This window comes from Draconibacterium sp. IB214405 (assembly GCF_033963885.1).
GTDB lineage: Bacteria > Bacteroidota > Bacteroidia > Bacteroidales > Prolixibacteraceae > Draconibacterium.
The window spans coordinates 628,671-645,754 of sequence record NZ_JAXBMA010000003.1 but is presented as its reverse complement, the minus strand read 5'-3'; the positions used below and the strand labels follow the sequence as shown (position 1 = coordinate 645,754).

The window sequence follows — 17,084 nt, the reverse complement described above, 5'->3', positions numbered from 1 at the left end:
CAGTTCAAAATTAACGTTTATTTGTCTACTTTTAAACTGTCCTGTTTTTGGGGAAGCTTACAATCGGAGCAATCCCTTAGGGAATATCTATGGTTCCCTTGGGTAAAGACATAATTCCCTTGGGTATAATAGATATTCCCAAGGGGATAGGAGTAATTCCATAGGGAATATCTATGATCCCTTAGGGTAAAAGGATTATTCCCTTGGGTAGAAGGACTGTACCCTGATTATTTTAGTTGGTAAAAAACTCCTGAAAGGCTTGATAATAGGGGAGTCTCCTTTTATTTAGAGGTATTTGCCCGCTTATTTTCGACTATAAAACCAATGATCTCATTTTCGAAGCGCTCCCGGATTTCATAGTTAAACGGTATATGCCCCATTTGCGGGATTAACACCAGTTTGGAATTTTTAATGGCTTCGGCAGTTTGAATGCCACCGTATTTATCCACCGCATAATCTTCTTCGCCGTGCATAACCAGTGCCGGTATTTTTACTGCCTTTAAAACTTCGGTGCGGTCGTTTAATGTTTCCTGTGCTTTTACATGCGAAGCACCCAAAGCTCCGGTGATGGGTTGCCGTTTGTAGAGCTCTTTGGTGTAGGCAACAGCCAGTTCCTTGTCGAATTTTGCCGTGCCGTTCAGGTAGTTCCAAACGTTTAAAAAACCATCCAGATCAGTTTCAAAGTCGCCTGTTGGTTTATTGGCCAGATAGATTTCCCACGTTTTGTCGGGTGGTAAAGGTACCGTTGGCGAATTGGTAGAAGAGGAGATCGAGGTCATGGAAAGTACACGTTCGGGATAATGGATGGCCAGCAGCTGGACAATAAATCCGCCCATGGAATGACCAACTACGTGTGCTTTGCCGATGTGAAACGAATCAAGAACAGAAACCGCATCTTTTGCCAGTTGCATAAAATCGTAAGGATTTTTATCCCAGTCGATTTTTGTGGAGTAGCCAAAATCGCGGTGGTCATATTTCAGTACAAAAAATCCGTTTTGTACCAGGCTGTCGCACAAGTGCTCCGACCAGAACGAACTGTTGGCACCGGCTCCCGAAATAAATAAACAAGCTTCATTTTCCGGGTTGCCGTATGTTTCAACATACAAATCTACACCGTCATCAACCCGTATATATTTTTCCTGCCGCATACTGTTTCCTTCTTTCTCCCGACAACTGATCAGGACAAGTACAATAAACAAATATAGGCGTTTGGATTTTGGCATAAAACCTAAATCTCCGTTGTTTCCTATGACTTAGCGAACCGCCGTATACGAGACCCGTACGTACGGTGGTGTGAGAGGCTCTCCCAGCTAGCGTTTGCTAGTGGGGCAGTCTACTCGATTACCGTCTGGTGTTTTGGCATCCATTTTTTAGAAAGGTTTAAATATTGTGTTGTTATTATCTGTCATAGAATATGTTTGAGAAATGTCAATTTTTATTACCAACACTATCCGTTTCGGAGCGAGAGTGCTCTCTGATTTCATTATGTTCTAGACTTTTGTCAAAACAGACATTTTTTATTGAATCATTTTTCTTCTTTAATTCTAAAATTATTTCTTCGTACTTAAAATTAATTGATTCAAGAGAATCTACCTGATGTTGAAGATTAAAGTTCTGATTATTCAATTTACTAGATTGATTTTTTTTACTATAACTTAATATAATAAACATCAAACCAATGATTCCTAAGATAAATACACTGCAATTCTTAAAAAACCTAAATTTTTTTTTCTCTTTATCATCATAAATCTTTTTTAAACTTGGCTCATTTCTTTTATTCTCTATAAATTGGCCAAACTGAATATCGTAAATACGTCCATAATTATCACACCTATTGGCTAAAATATTACTAATAATTAAAGCAACAATAAAAGATAATAAGCCTGCAATATACGTTAAAGATGATATGTTGGATTTCAAGTCAATTAACAATGCTGCACAAATACTTATATAAAGTGGATATAAACCCCTAACTAAATTTCTTATTCTGTATAAATGACACATAATAAAACTATTTTCATCAATTACCATTATACTTTAATGTATTGTCTATATCTTCTTCCTTTCTCGATTTAGAATTTGCATTTGAAATAAAATTCAAAATATGCTCTTTAACCTTACTCCAGTCATTTCTGTATGGTTTAGTTTGAAAATTACAAAGAGAACTATCATTAATTTCTTTGACATAGTTCTCAACTGTTATTCTAGGATTATAGTTTGCACTAGTAATAATCAAAACAGGGATAATTTTATCGGGATACATTTCTTCTAGAAATATTTCGATAAATCTTATCCCATTTATAATACTTCCTCTACCACCCCCATCTAATAAATAATCTATTAGATAAATGGGTTCTTCGTTTTTGTTGCAATAACTTTTTAGTTCGTTTTGAAGTTTGATTCTTAATTGTTTTTGATTTTCATACTCCTCTTTTTTTTCGAAAGTTGACTGCAATGAAGTTTTTAAAGTATTAATAAAACTACCGGGAATATCTGTGTTGAAATCATCCTCCATTGTATATTGTTGCCTACATTCAAAATTAGTATCTACTATACTTTTGATGCATTTAAAATCATCAAAATTATCTTCGATTATTATAACTACTTTTTTCATCCTTTTAATTGTATTTTAATTGTAAAAGACCTCTTTGTTAATGGATAAACAGGTGTAATGATTTTTCCCAAACCATGATTAATCCACATTTGTTTTAGTAAATCTATACCATGTGGAACATCTCCCTCGTAATCAGGACTGTCTAAGTTTCTAACATGATTATTGGTTACAGATAAGTATTTACGTCCTTTCTCATTTACTAATGCGACATCTATTTTTAAAGGAGAATCTTCGGTAATTAAATAGGTATCTCTGTTACACACATTTTTTCTAATGTTGTTTAGTAGCTCAAAAACGATATCCTTTATACTATTTTCAGGGAATTTAAATTCCTCATTGAGATTATTATCGAAGCCAGGATAATCGATTTTCACTAAATTATCAATATCTTCTTTATTGAATCCCTTTACCTCACTAACATTTAAACAAAGTACTTTTTTGTACTTTAAATCAAACTCCGTTTTAATATCATTTAACGAAATTACTTCTGATTTAGATTTAGAACTTAGTCTATCAATTATCTCTAATTTCGTTATAAGGTAATCATAAAAAGTTTCTAAACTTTCTTTTAAATCTGAATCATCGCAATTATTTAAAATATTCTTTACAGCCTTTTCATAAGTTCGAACTCCATGATTTAATTTGAAAATATATTTGTTCTTTTCGGTTTGTTGGCGTAATCCTGCAAATTCATCATTTTTGTGATGTTTTTCAATAAATTTACCAATATCTTGTCGAAGAAGCATTAGCAATTGTTTTGGAAAAAGATTGTGACTTGAATTAAAAAGGTTTTCAGTACTATAAAAACCAAGCATTCCTAATGTGTCAAATTTGTTAGTATGTTCGTTTCGTTGTGTAATCCTAACAAGGAAAAGCCATTTTGAATCGTCTGGCATAAAGGGTAAAGGTGCCGTTTTTTTATTGTAAGCATCTGTCCATGTCGCTAATCCAAAGTTGGGGCTTAAGTTATCAAATAAGTCATGGGTACCGGTTTTCGAGTCTTTATTTGCAGAAGTCTTTTTAAATTCAACTTTGACTTCAGTATTTGAATATTCTCTGTAAAATTCGGTTGTTGTTTCGGGAGCATTATAAGTGCTACTATCATTTCCATTTAGAAAATCAATAAGAACTTGTGTTTTGTATATGTTCTTTTCGCTTTCTTTTGATAAATCATTGTTTTGTTTTTCTGCAATAAAATCTTCTAACAAATTCTGTTCGTCTTTTAGTATGTATGGTTGTTGTTGTCCATCGGTGACAATAAAAAATACATTCATTTGTTTTTGAGAAAAAAACTTTTTCATTTTTTCTATTATAGCATCAATTTTCCGTTGATAATCGATATTCTTAGGAAAATGTGAATTCTCATCAATGCTATCAACAAGTATTAATTGTTTAATCCAGAAAAAATTGATAAGTGGTGTTTTTAAGTTTAGCCAATCATCACTATTGTTTAAAAAGGTTTCTCTTACAATAAGATATTTGTTAGATTCAATAAGGTATTTGTTTGTTTTAAAGAAATTAACTATCTCATCAGTTTCGGTTACTAATGATTCTGAATCTTTATACTCTATAAATAAATCACGCCATTCAATACGCTTTTCATCTATAATCATGTTATAGAAAGTATCAATTACCAAAGCTGATTCGATTTGCAGCATATCCCAAAATTGGAAGCCTTGCTTAGATTTTAGTAAATCAAATTTAATCTGGTTTAAATTTGTCAAAATATGATATGCAACCCATCCATTCTTTTGAATCATTTCCATGTAGTTCCGTAAAAGAAAAATTGGGAAGTCTATCAAATTCATTTTTTCGCCTTCAGATACTTTTTCATTTACTTTTAATTTGTTAGAATTAGAACTCGCAAAATATTTGTCAATTTTTTTAAACCACAATAAAATTATCTTCAAGAAGTTGTGTTCAACTATCTGGTAATCTTCCAAAAGAGTCGCTCTTCGAATTAGAAATTTTAAAGTTTGGAAGTTATGGTAATCTTTTGGTGAAAAACAATCTTCATTAGGTGTATTAATTTCATTTAACCATGATTTAAGCCAATTGAAAGTTTTAACTTGTAACGGCTGATACAGAACAAACGGATATTGCGAAAGAACTTTAAGCAATGCTTTGGAATTTTCTTTTTGTTCTTCAATTCTATTCTTTTCTACTTCTTTTGTATATTCTGGAAATAAATTTTTCTCAATAAAAGGGGTCAGTTCTTTGAATTCTACAATCTCTTTAATATCATAATCATGGATTGATGGATTTTTTGCGAAATAATCATAAATTTTATGTGTCGCTTCAAAATTCTTCAAACGGCGAAGTGCCTTTTCTTTATTCCCGTTTACCCCATTTAGGTTAATTAATTTCTGTGGATTTAAACCATTAGCTTTTTGTCGAAAAAATTCTATCGTTACATCGTGTAATGAAACTTTTGATAGATTTTCGTATCGCTCTCTTTCATGTTCGAGTGGGCGTTGTCCTAATAAATTACGCGTTGGGGGTTGATTGAAGTTTGCAAAAGAAAAATATATTTTAGACAATTCTACTACCTTATTATGTGTGTGTGGCTCAGATTTATCATTAATGAAAATAGATGCAGTAAATGTCAATCGATTTGGATGAACGTCTTTAACCAAATCGTATACTTCATAAAAATGCTTACCTGTAATAAGAGAGTCATCAACAAAAAAAAGTTTTGTCTCTTCTGTCAAATACTTTTTATTAAGAAGTTTAAAGTTATCAGGAAAGTCGACGCCATTTTGATAATGGATAATTGTGGCGGAAGAATCAAATACAATTTTATTAACAAGATCTAGAAAACGGCTGTTGCTTTCGTGGCATGGAGCTACTATAACAATTTTGTCTGTAGAATTAAGCTGTAAGTGTTTTTTCACTTTTTCTCGTAGCCAATATTTAATTCTAGCTAGATTATTTTCTATGAACTTATCTGTTTTAATATAGTAAATACGATAGTTATTATTTCGCAAAATCTCTTTATACCTAAGAGATTCTTGAAAATCCACGTCATTATAAGAGGTACTACTTTCAATTTCCTCACCGTGTTCAGCTTTTATTTTACCTTTTGGATTACCAAAAATAAGAGCAGGAGTAAGAGAAGATTTATCAGTTTCAAATAATATTTTCGTTTCTACATGATTGCCTTTGTTGTCAACTCCAAAACACAAAGGACAATTTTTTATTTTGTGCCAAGATGCAGGAAGGATAATAATTGATTTTTGACTTGTACTTGTTTTCTTTATCGTTTCAAAACCATTTTCAGGTTGTGCCAATAGAATATTATATCTCGGATTATAAAAACGATACTCGAAAGCTAATTTTTCTGACTGTTGTCTGGTTTTATTATTTGTCCTTATTTCATGTTTAAAGATTTGTTTTCTTATCTCGTTTTCTATTTTGTTAGCGGTGCTGCCTGTTGAAGCAATAGGAACAATAATAATGGTATGACGATTTTTGTAATTTTCTAAATATTTTTTGAAAGAATCATTTGAAAGAAATTTAAAATTGTTGTCATGGCTCTGAGTTATGAAATGATTGATTTTTTCGTCATTATTTTCTTTTCCAAAACCAAAATCTCGCAAAAATTTTTCAATTAAACTTAAAAGTAATTCACTATACAACTCGTAGCCGACAAGTGTGATACTTTGATTTGTGCTACCAACTTTCTTCTTAATTTCAATAGCCAAAAACATTGCCAAACGAACAGTATAAAATGAATTTTGAAAAAGTCGTTTGGCATAATAGAAATCTTCAGAATGGATTTTAGTCCCAATTTTAAAGTGAGTATTGGAAATCCGAAAACCATCAAAATTGTCAATGTACTCATTAATATTATTATAGGTGTCTGCTCGGTCAATTAGCGGATTCTTCAAAATAGTAGTCAAATTTGAAATAAAAATTGGATTATTATTCTGATTTTTTAGAAGTGCATCAAAAGGCAATAAATTATTAGATTTGGGGTAGAAGAATTGTCGTAAATTTTGGTTTGAATGTATGGTTTTTGAATAAGTAATTTCTTCACCCCTTTTTTTGTTTTTGATATCTTGTAAAAGACTAATTGAATTAGGAAAACTTTTGCTTACGATATTATTTACATAAAGAAAATTTTCCCTGTCTTCGCCAAATAGAATATCTGAAAAGTAAAAATCATTTTTTGTTCTTACAAATAAAAGGATAGCCTTCTCTTTGTGCCAATATGCCTCACTTTGTCGCGTACTATAAAAATCTTTATTATCAGAAAGTAAATTTTCATAAATATGATAGTCAACATTATATATGATAAAAGGTTGCCTATATTCAAAAGTGAGATACGAAAGAAATCGCAAAAGCACTGACACATCATTAATTTTATCTTGAAGATTGATTGCAATTCTATTGTTATCTGTGTAGTCATGTAGTTTATCAAATTGATTATAAATATTATCAACATTGTCCTTTGTGATTTCTAAATCACTAATTGTAATATCTATCAAAGAATTTTCTGTTGCTACAGAAATTTTTGGTAGTTGATTCAAATTTATAGTACGGTAGTTAAGTTTTGACAAGAACTCAAGTGAAGCTGTTTCCCCAAGTGTAGCAGTCTGGCTTTCATCGGAGAATGGTTTTGCCGCAATATTTTTAAAATTATCTGGGATGAATGGAATTTTTAAAAAATAGTGAGTGCTGTCTTTAAGAGTCAAATCTTCTGCATCTTTGCCGAAATAGTCTCGATGTAAAAGTCCTTTTGAGGTGGCAAAAATTTCTCCATTAAGAGGATTTTGTAAAAGTTTATACAGTTTATTTATTCCATAGTGCGAAGTATGTCGAAAAGTTTGTTGTCTTAAAATCTCGTTTTCGCGAGGTGTGATGAAATTCTTAATTTCATAACTTTTATTTTTATTTAAGAGGTTATAATCTGAAATATAACATTTTTTTATTCTCTCATTTTTTACGTTATTTCCAATTGCTTTTTCCTTAGTATCTTCAAAAAACTTAGGAATAATACCTTTAGTACCGTAATCAAAAACATGAGTTTCAAGTATCTTGGTTTTATCAGATTCGCTTTTCGAATAGGTGCGAATAGTAATCATTCCTTCTCCTTTTACTCCATCTTGCCCACTGTGTTCAACTATATTTTTCGCAAGTTCATATAACCCTCTAACAAAATCTTGAGTAAATAAAATAAGCTTTTCTATATATTCTTTTCTACTGTTAAAAGATTGGTTTTCCTTATTTGATAGATTCTTGCTTGCAACGATAAAAATAAATGTAAAAATTGGAGAATAGTTTCTTAACCTTTTTCTTATTTCAGTTTCGTAATTACTAAATTTTAATTTGTAATGCTTGTAGTTTTTTACTCTAGTGTCTATAAAATCTGATATTTTAAATTCTTTTATGTATTTTTCTTTTAATTTGTTGATATTTCCATTTGTTCTTTCTCCGAAAAAACAGTTCAAATTTTCTTCATTTATGTATATTGGTGGAGCAAAGTATTTGGAAAAAGAATTTGCTTGTTTATTGGATGCATATGGAAAATTATTAAAAATATCATCAGGGGTTATTTCGTATAGTTCGCTGATTTGTTTAAAATAATGTGAATGATTTAAAACGTTATCATTTAATTCCAGATTAAAGAATTGAGGTATTTTTCTCCAGTTTTGTTCATTCTGTTTATACCACAGAAACAGCGCAGCAATAAAAACAATATCTACTTCTAAAAAAGTGCCTATATCTGTTAATTCTTCGTTGTTTTGAAGTTTGTTAAAGATTTTATTAAATTCTTCAATTGACAATATTTTTGTTTTATCTGATTTTGGCATATTGGTTTAGATTAATTTTTCTCCTCTTTATATTAGTATTTTATAATATCGGTATTGCTGTCTTTTTATATTTGACGGTAACGTAGGTGTAAGCGTATTACTCTTACATCGCTTATACTATCAGTTTTTCAATTTTTTCGCAATGTGTTTATTTTTAATGTTATATCCGTTTGTAATCATTAATAAACGCTTATAAGTATTTACAAACGGTTATTAATTTTTCGGGGTGCGCTCAACTGCTTTTAATCTTCTTCCTGTTTCGCCGGGTGAAAAGGTCGAATAAAAGTAAACATAAATAATATGTAAACCAAAAAGTGCCTGTTTATGGTTGGCATAACTATCTTACGTTACAAAAAAAGGCAGAGGTATACAAAGTCTATAATCCTTCTAAATTGGCAAAATCTGATCTTTCCGATTGCATAAAATTGCCAAAATGATACTTTTGTTGGCTTCGAAAATTAAACCAAAATGCAAAAGAATCTTTTTTTGGGAGTGGAAGCCATTGGGCAGGGAGCTATCGATGGTGGAATCTCGGGCGTATATGCGTACCCCGGAACTCCTTCAACCGAAATAACCGAATTTATTCAGGAAAATGAGCTGGCCATTGAAAAAGGCATTCGCAGTAAATGGTCGGCCAACGAAAAAACAGCTTACGAAGCGGCTTTGGGTATGTCGTACGCCGGCAAACGTACCATGGTTTGTATGAAACATGTGGGTTTGAACGTTGCTGCCGATGCTTTTATCAACTCAGCAATTACAGGAATTAACGGTGGTTTGATTATCACCGTTGCTGATGATCCGTCCATGCACTCGTCGCAAAACGAGCAGGACTCGCGTTTCTACGGCAAGTTTGCCATGATACCGATTCTGGAACCCAGCAACCAGCAGGAAGCCTACGACATGGTTCGCGAAGGTTTCGAGCTGTCGGAAAAACTGGAAGTTCCGGTAATGGTGCGTATCACCACCCGTTTGGCGCACTCGCGTGCCGGTGTGGTTCGCAGTGAAGTTCTTGCCGAGAATGATATGGTTTTGCCAACTGATCCAAGTCAGTTTGTGTTGTTGCCTGCCATTGCCCGAAGAAGATACAAAGGTCTGCTTGAAAAACAGGAAGAGTTTGAAAAGGCAGCTAAAAAATCGGAATACAACGAATACATCAAAGGCGAAGACAAAAGTTTTGGAATTATCGCCTGCGGAATCGCTTATAACTATTTAAAAGAGAACTATCCGCAAAACGACTGTCCGTATACCGTGCTGAAACTTTCGCAGTACCCGGTTCCGCAAAAGTTTTTGGATAAATTGGCCAAAACTTGTGAAGAGGTGCTGGTGCTGGAAGAAGGTTATCCGGTGGTGGAAGAGCATGTACGGGCAGCCTTTAAAAGGGATATTCAGGTTTCGGGTCGTTTAAGTGGTGCTTTGCCACGCGACGGTGAACTAAATGCCGACCTTGTTGCCAAAGCATTGGGAAAAGAAACGCAGCTTGGTGCCGATGTGCCGGAACTGGTGGTAAACCGTCCGCCGGCATTGTGCCAGGGATGCGGTCACCAGGATATGTACAAAGCTTTGAATGAATCGCTGGATAAATACACCAAAGGACGCGTGTTCTCCGATATTGGTTGTTATACGCTGGGTGCTTTGCCACCTTACAAAAGTATTTACTCGTGTGTTGACATGGGGGCGTCGGTAACCATGGCCAAAGGTGCTGCCGATGCCGGTTTGATCCCGGCTGTAGCAGTTATTGGCGATTCTACTTTTACACACTCAGGAATTACAGGTTTGCTGGATGCCGTTAACGATGAGGCGAATATTGTGGTTGTTATTTCGGATAACGAATCGGTATCGATGACCGGTGGACAGGATTCTTCGGCACTCGGAAAGATCGAAAGCATTTGTACCGGTGTTGGTGTTGATCCAAATCATATTCGCGTGTTAACACCGCTGAAAAAGTATCATGAAATGATGGTGCAGACTTTTGAAGAAGAAATTGCTTACGAAGGTGTTTCGGTGATTGTTTTCCGTCGCGAGTGTATTCAGGCAGCAGCAAAACGTCTGCGCAAACAAAAGAAAATGAAAGATAACCCCAATAAATAAGTAGAAATGAAGACAGATATAATTTTAGCCGGAGTTGGCGGACAGGGAATTCTTTCAATCGCATCGATTATTGGTGATGCGGCCATTAGCGAGAACTTGTTTCTGAAACAGGCCGAAACGCACGGAATGAGCCAGCGAGGTGGGGCAGTGCAATCGCACCTGCGTATTTCCGACAGCGAAATTGCTGCCGATTTGATCCCAATGGGAAAAGCCGATCTGATTTTATCAGTTGAGCCGATGGAAGCCTTGCGTTACCTGCCGTTTCTTTCTCCCGAAGGTTATGTGGTAACCAACACAACGCCTTTTGTCAACATCCCTAATTACCCTGATGTGGACGCTGTTCTGGCAGAAATAGAAAAACAACCACGTTTTGTGGCTATCGATGCCGATAAAATTGCGGCCGAAATTGGTAACAAACGAGCAATGAATGTGGTGATGCTGGGAGCAGCTACTCCGTTCCTGAATATTGAAGCGGAAAAAATGGAAGCCGGAATTGCACATATTTTCAGTAGAAAAGGTGAGGCTGTGGTAGAAATGAACCGAAAAGCATTTAAAGCCGGTTTGGAATTTGCATTGGCAAACAAATAAAAAATTCATAACCATTCATAAAAACCCGTTCCGGATGATAGTTCGCGAATGGGTTTTTTTAATGGATATTCACAATACCGACTTAGGACCCCTCCTGGCCTCCCCAAAGGGGAGGAAACATCCCCCTTTGGGGGATAATAGGGGGTCAGAATAAATTAATTGACAAACAAACTGATCTCCTCAATTCTTCGGAGCTTCCCGCTCTCAATAAGGTTTTGTTTTGATTCAGCACTCGATCAAAAAAGGCCACTCACGAAGAATATTTCTTAAAAAATTGATGTTTTGTCGCCAGCCCAGTCCGCCTTCAGGAAAATGCGTTAAGAAATTTTGGGAGCACCGCGTTAAAAAAGAAAAGCTGTTTGACACTGACCGGAAGAATGGAGGATCAGTGGAGTTCTTTTCTTTTAGCGGGGATTCCGAGATTTTAGCAATTTTCATGTCAGCGGCGGCATTTTTTGCTTCCTTTTTTTGGCTGTAGAAAAAAAGGAAGTCGCAGCGAAGCGAGAAGAAAGTTTTTACCCGGTTTTCTGAATGATAGTTGTATTTGAGATTGAAATTATTCTGAAGATTGAGGGCTAAAGCCCGGGTTATATTTGGCGATTTATCCCCGACATAAATGTCGGGGTTAGTCAAAATTACAGTTTATAAGGCTCATTGTCAATTGTTATAGATCATTGGCCAATTTTAAAATGGTTAAAACCATTAATTCTTACAAGAGTATTGCTCAAAGTGCTCATTAACCAGTCCTCTATTTGACAATTTACACCCCTCATTTTTATGTATAGTTTGAAATCAAAATAAATAAGCATGATTTGGAATCAAATTATAATTCCAAAGTTGAGCAGGCCTGTAAAATTGCTATTTTTGAACTTCGTGTTAAAGACAGCAACATATTATTTCTTATTAGATTACTTCTGTTTTTACCCGGAGAGCTGATACGCTGTCTTCGGGAAAACATTCATTTTTCAATCAACAAAAACAACTAATCATTTCGCAATGAAAAAATATTTATCACTAACAGCTATTCTGTGTCTTATTTCCATTTTTGTTATGGCACAGGACGACAACAAAGTTTCTGCAAAAAAATCATCAATCGAACTTTACGGTTTTATCCGAAGCGAGTATTACCACGATTCGTACAAAGGGATTAATGCTGCCCAGGACAACTTTTACCTTTTCCCGCTTTACAAAGGATTGGATGCAGAAGGTAACCATCTCAATGAGCAGGCAATAAGTGGGTATACAGCCATGGCAACACGTTTTGGTTTTAACATTACCGGACCGGAAATTCTGGGTGCAAAAACATCGGCCAACTTCGAAACCGATTTTGCCGGAATCGTTACCGAGTATCCGGAAGTTTTACGTTTACGCAAAGCATTTGTAAAATTCGATTGGGAAAGATCATCCTTATTAATCGGACAGACCTGGCACCCGTTATGGAACGGCAGCGGTTCGTTCTTTCCTCAGGTTGGAGGATTAAACACAGGTAGTCCGTACAACCCGTTTAACCGTTCGCCACAGGTTGATTTCGATTATAAACTGGGCGAAAAAACCACACTTTCGCTAACAGCGCTTTACGAGCAGCAGTATTGTTCATCGGGTTTTTACCAGGTAGATGATACCAACGACAAAAACCTGGCGAAACGTAATGCCGGAATTCCTGAATTGGTGGCCGGTTTATATTACAACGACAATGGAATGAGCCTTGGAATTGCCGGACAGTTTAACGCCATAAAACCCATCGATGTTACCGAAGGAACTGCCGGTAAATTTAAGAGCGATGAGCTGAATACCAGTTATGCGGTGATGAGTTACGCGGGTTACAAAAAAGATAAGTGGTTCTTTTTGTTGAAAGAAATGGTGGGGCAGAACCTGTCGAATATGTTGATGATCGGTGGTTACGGCGTAAAATCGTACGACGCGGCAACCGGAGGAATGACCTACTCGAACTATACCACTTCTTCTACTTTGGTGAATGTGGTTTACGGTACTAAACGCCAGCTTGGTTTTTTTGCCGGAATGTCAACCAATTTCGGAACAAAAGATGCGCTGTATAATTTTGATGGCGCTGCAAAAACAAAAGGTTTGATGCCAACGATGAAGCAGGCTTTCCGTATTGCTCCGTATTATGCCTACAACTATAAAAACCTTCGTTTTGTAGTGGAATACGAACTGGATTCAGCTGATTACGGAACAGGAGATTTTGATTTCTCCGACGGACTTTACGACGATACAGTAACTGCCACTAACCACAGATTTCTGTTAATGCTGACCTATAATTTTTAACGGATGACGCAGGAATTTTGGCAGGAGGAGTTTGAGACTCTGGGGAAGAAAGATCTGCAGAAAATGCAGGTTGAGCGATTGAATAAAACGATAGAAAATGCTTGCAGGTCGCCTTTTTACAGCGAATTGTACAGCAAAAAAAATATAAAACCGGGTACAATAAAGGCCGTTTCGCAGATAACGGAATTGCCTTTTACTACCAAACAGGATCTGCGCGATCATTTTCCGTATGGCTTTTTAAGTTTACCGAAAAAGGAGCTTGTTCGTTTGCACAGTTCGAGTGGTACCACCGGAAATCCAACAGTAATTTTTCATAACCGTCACGACCTAAACTCGTGGGCAAACCTGATGGCACGTTCACTGTTTTGTGCGGGGATTCGCGATACCGATGTTTTTCAGAATATCTGTGGTTACGGATTGTTTACAGGCGGACTGGGATTTCAGTACGGTATTGAAACTTTGGGTGCATTAAGTATTCCTGCCGGTGCGGGAAACAGCCTACGCCAGATTAAACTGATGCGCGATTACGGAACTACTGCCGCACATGCAATCCCAAGTTATCTGGGGCGCTTGTACGAAGTTTTCGAGGCTGAAGGTCTTGATCCGAAAAAGGATACGCAACTAAAAACCTTGGTAATCGGCGCCGAGCCACACACCGATGCGCAACGCAAACGGATTGAAGAAATGTACGGTGTGCGTGCGTTTAATTCTTTTGGACTTTCGGAAATGAACGGTCCGGGAGTGGCTTTTGAATGTACGTACCAAAACGGTCTGCACATTTGGGAAGACTCGTACGTGGTGGAAATTATCGATCCGGAAACACTGCAACCGGTTCCTGATGGTGAATATGGAGAGTTGGTAATGACAACACTAGATCGTGAAGCGATGCCGCTGATACGTTACCGTACCCGCGACATAACAAGGATTATTCCCGGAGAATGCGAATGCGGACGGACACACCGCCGTATCGACCGAATTACCGGTAGGTCAGACGATATGTTCATCATAAAAGGTTGTAACGTATTCCCGATGCAAATTGAGGGTGTGTTGATGAAAATTCCGGAAGTGGGATCGGATTATATGATAACGTTGGAAACCATGAACGGCGCCGACGAAATGGTGGTGGAAGTGGAAGTAAAATCCGACTGGTTCCGTGGAGATATCAAACGACTGAATAGTTTGAGCAGTACCATAACCCGGCAAATTCGTGATGAAGTGCTGGCAAAACCGATTGTAAAACTGGTGGAGGCCGGTTCCATTCCAAAATCGGAAGGAAAGGCAATCCGCGTTACGGACAACCGCAAAAACGGACTTTTAAATTAGTAAAACTTGAAGCTTGAAACTCAAAACTTGTAACTAAACTATGGCTTACGAAGTATCAATATTTCTCGAAAACAAGATCGGTCATTTTGAACGGATAACCAGTGTGCTAAAAGAAGCGCAGATCAATATCCGCTCGATGGCAATAAACGATACCGCAAACGGTTGGGGAATCCTGAACCTGATTGTCAACGATCCTATAAAAGCAAAAGATGCACTCTCAGAAAAAGGAGTATCGGTGGCATTGCGCAAAGTAATTGCTCTTGAAATGCGCGACGAAGCCGGCGGCCTCGACGATCTGTTGATGGAAGTGGCAAAAGCGGAAGTGAATTTCGATAATGCTGTTGGCCGCGTAATTACCGAGAAACAAAAAGCAATACTCATATTAAATGTTGATGATTACGAAAGCTCGATAGAAAAACTGCAACAACAGGGCTTAAAGATTATTGACGAAAACACGGTTTACGGAGTCAGTTAAAAATCAAATCAAACCATAAAAAAACTAAAAACTTAAACAAAAAACGCTATGCTTGGAATAAACGATCCCGGGGTGCTTCTCGGATACCTGCTATCCATTGCAGGATTAATTGCCTGTGTGGTTTACGGGGTATTAAACTGGAATAAAGGAATGGAAACCAGTACTGAAGAAATTCAGCGCGATCTGGACTGGGAAGAGAAAGATGAACACATAAAAGAAGACATTTAAAACAATTACTATGAACACATTTACACTGGGATTGGTAGTTGTTATCTACCTGTTGGTTATCGCTTACCTCGGCTACCGGGGCTACAGTCAAACAAAATCGGCCAAGGATTATTTGCTTGCCGGAAGAGAGATTCATCCGTTTGTGATGGCCATGTCGTATGGCGCCACTTTTATTTCAACCTCGGCTATTATTGGTTTTGGTGGTATTGCCGGAGTTTACGGGATGGGGCTGATCTGGCTGACTGCACTGAATATTATTGTTGGCGTTTTTATTGCCTTTATATTTTTTGGACGTGTCACCCGAAAAATGGGGCATAATCTCGATGCACATACTTTCCCTGAATTTTTGGGAAACCGTTTTCAATCGAAAAAGATACAGATCATTAGTGGTGCTGTAATTTTCATTTCCATGCCGCTTTATGCTGCAGTAGTATTGATTGGCGGCGCACGTTTTATCGAAAGTATTTTTGAGATCGATTTTTCACTGGCACTTACTTTTTTCTCCATTATCATCGCAGCCTACGTAATTGCAGGTGGTTTAAAAGGAGTGATGTACACCGACGCTTTGCAGGGAAGTATCATGTTCCTGAGTTTGTTTTTCCTGTTGATCGTTACTTACCAAAAGTTAGGAGGTGTTAGCGCCGCTCATCATGCGCTTACCAATATGGTTGACATGGTTCCAGATAACCTGAAAACCGCCGGTCACGAAGGCTGGACGGTCTTCCCGAAAATGAATTCAGCCTGGTGGTGGACACTTACAACCAATATAATTCTTGGTGTTGGAGTTGGCGTATTGGCGCAACCACAGCTTGTTGTGCGTTTTATGACCGTTAAAAGTAACCGCGAATTAAACCGTGCTGTTTTGATTGGCGGTATTTTCATATTTGTGGCAACCGGCTTCATTTTTACAGTTGGTGCACTTACCAATGTGTATTTTCACAACGAATCCGGACAGTTGGCCATTCAGTTTGCAAAAGGTAATGTCGACCTGATCATTCCCGAATACATTAACGCTGCCATGCCCGAGTGGTTTGTGTACCTGTTTATGCTGGCCCTGTTGTCGGCTGGTATGTCAACCTTAAGCTCGCAATTTCATGCTATGGGAACTTCGCTGGGACGCGACTTTATTGAGAATGTATTCCCACATAAGAAATTCAATTCCATGATGCTTTCGAAATTGTCGATCATTGTGGCAATCATTATCAGTATAATCATCGGTTACAAACTGCCGGGAAGTATTATTGCCCGCGGAACTGCCATATTTTTTGGTGTTTGTGCGGCAGCTTTCCTTCCTGTTTATTTTGCCGCCCTGTATTGGAAGAGGGTAACAAAAACAGCTGCAGTTTGGAGTATTTTATCAGGTGTGGTAGCCAGTGTTTTTGCGCTTGGTTTTATGCATGCAAAAGAATCGGAGCCGCTGGGAATTTGCCAGGCTTTGTTCGGAAAACCAACTTTGGCAACCGATTTCCCTTGGATGATCATCGACCCGATGGTAATTGCTATGCCGGTATCTATTGTTGTGCTGATCGCCGTTTCGTTGTTTACGCAAAAAACATCCGACGAGCATTTGGCAAAATGTTACCACGGAGTAAAATAGTAAAACAGGGTTTGATCGAATTGAAAATATGATTTCCGTTGTGAAATGTTTAAGCGATAAACTTTATTT

General features: G+C 36.9%; 11 protein-coding genes. 7 read left to right on the top strand and 4 right to left on the bottom strand.

The annotated features are described in order from the left end of the window. Window positions 1-281 precede the first annotated feature (281 nt). From SLH46_RS12620 to SLH46_RS12605, 4 genes are all read right to left on the bottom strand, one after another. On the bottom strand, window positions 282-1,199 hold the full coding sequence (locus SLH46_RS12620; RefSeq protein ID WP_320281553.1) for an alpha/beta fold hydrolase: 918 nt from the start codon (window positions 1,197-1,199) through the stop codon (window positions 282-284). Between the two features lie 229 nt (window positions 1,200-1,428). Beyond that, the gene (locus SLH46_RS12615) at window positions 1,429-2,031 is read right to left on the bottom strand and encodes a hypothetical protein (protein WP_320281552.1); all 603 of its coding nucleotides are present in this window, start codon (window positions 2,029-2,031) and stop codon (window positions 1,429-1,431) included. Next, the gene (locus SLH46_RS12610; RefSeq protein ID WP_320281551.1) at window positions 2,021-2,614 is read right to left on the bottom strand and encodes a hypothetical protein; all 594 of its coding nucleotides are present in this window, start codon (window positions 2,612-2,614) and stop codon (window positions 2,021-2,023) included. The genes SLH46_RS12615 and SLH46_RS12610 overlap by 11 nt, the downstream gene beginning before the upstream one ends. After that, window positions 2,611-8,430, bottom strand: coding sequence for a hypothetical protein (locus SLH46_RS12605; protein ID WP_320281550.1), 5,820 nt, complete (start codon window positions 8,428-8,430; stop codon window positions 2,611-2,613). Before SLH46_RS12605 ends, SLH46_RS12610 begins: the two co-directional genes overlap by 4 nt. 468 nt (window positions 8,431-8,898) lie before the next feature. Here SLH46_RS12605 and SLH46_RS12600 point away from each other — a divergent pair, with 468 nt between their 5' ends. From SLH46_RS12600 to SLH46_RS12570, 7 genes are all read left to right on the top strand, one after another. Beyond that, entirely contained in the window at window positions 8,899-10,518 is a 1,620-nt protein-coding gene (locus SLH46_RS12600; RefSeq protein WP_320281549.1) for a thiamine pyrophosphate-dependent enzyme, read from the top strand. Window positions 10,519-10,524: 6 nt separating this feature from the next. Further along, window positions 10,525-11,106 (top strand): indolepyruvate oxidoreductase subunit beta, encoded by a 582-nt coding sequence (locus SLH46_RS12595; RefSeq protein WP_320281548.1) that lies wholly within the window; start codon window positions 10,525-10,527, stop codon window positions 11,104-11,106. Window positions 11,107-12,102: 996 nt separating this feature from the next. After that, window positions 12,103-13,392 carry a hypothetical protein gene (locus tag SLH46_RS12590; RefSeq protein WP_320281547.1) on the top strand — a complete coding sequence of 430 codons (1,290 nt, stop codon included), beginning with the start codon at window positions 12,103-12,105 and terminating at the stop codon, window positions 13,390-13,392. 3 nt (window positions 13,393-13,395) lie between these two features. Then, window positions 13,396-14,715, top strand: coding sequence for a phenylacetate--CoA ligase family protein (locus SLH46_RS12585; RefSeq protein ID WP_320281546.1), 1,320 nt, complete (start codon window positions 13,396-13,398; stop codon window positions 14,713-14,715). A 40-nt stretch (window positions 14,716-14,755) separates the two neighbouring features. After that, window positions 14,756-15,190 carry a hypothetical protein gene (locus SLH46_RS12580; protein ID WP_320281545.1) on the top strand — a complete coding sequence of 145 codons (435 nt, stop codon included), beginning with the start codon at window positions 14,756-14,758 and terminating at the stop codon, window positions 15,188-15,190. Between the two features lie 48 nt (window positions 15,191-15,238). Then, complete coding sequence (locus tag SLH46_RS12575) at window positions 15,239-15,418, top strand: symporter small accessory protein (RefSeq protein WP_320281544.1); 180 nt, start codon at window positions 15,239-15,241, stop codon at window positions 15,416-15,418. Between the two features lie 10 nt (window positions 15,419-15,428). After that, entirely contained in the window at window positions 15,429-17,015 is a 1,587-nt protein-coding gene (locus tag SLH46_RS12570) for a sodium:solute symporter family protein (RefSeq protein ID WP_320281543.1), read from the top strand. Window positions 17,016-17,084 lie beyond the last annotated feature (69 nt).

Bases quoted from the DNA above. Each gene is read 5' to 3' on its own strand.
- SLH46_RS12615 (WP_320281552.1), bottom strand. From the start codon at position 2,031: ATGGTAATTGATGAAAATAGTTTTATTATGTGTCATTTATACAGAATA.
- SLH46_RS12610 (WP_320281551.1), bottom strand. From the start codon at position 2,614: ATGAAAAAAGTAGTTATAATAATCGAAGATAATTTTGATGATTTTAAA.
- SLH46_RS12605 (WP_320281550.1), bottom strand. From the start codon at position 8,430: ATGCCAAAATCAGATAAAACAAAAATATTGTCAATTGAAGAATTTAAT.
- SLH46_RS12600 (WP_320281549.1), top strand. From the start codon at position 8,899: ATGCAAAAGAATCTTTTTTTGGGAGTGGAAGCCATTGGGCAGGGAGCT.
- SLH46_RS12595 (WP_320281548.1), top strand. From the start codon at position 10,525: ATGAAGACAGATATAATTTTAGCCGGAGTTGGCGGACAGGGAATTCTT.
- SLH46_RS12590 (WP_320281547.1), top strand. From the start codon at position 12,103: ATGAAAAAATATTTATCACTAACAGCTATTCTGTGTCTTATTTCCATT.
- SLH46_RS12585 (WP_320281546.1), top strand. From the start codon at position 13,396: ATGACGCAGGAATTTTGGCAGGAGGAGTTTGAGACTCTGGGGAAGAAA.
- SLH46_RS12580 (WP_320281545.1), top strand. From the start codon at position 14,756: ATGGCTTACGAAGTATCAATATTTCTCGAAAACAAGATCGGTCATTTT.
- SLH46_RS12575 (WP_320281544.1), top strand. From the start codon at position 15,239: ATGCTTGGAATAAACGATCCCGGGGTGCTTCTCGGATACCTGCTATCC.
- SLH46_RS12570 (WP_320281543.1), top strand. From the start codon at position 15,429: ATGAACACATTTACACTGGGATTGGTAGTTGTTATCTACCTGTTGGTT.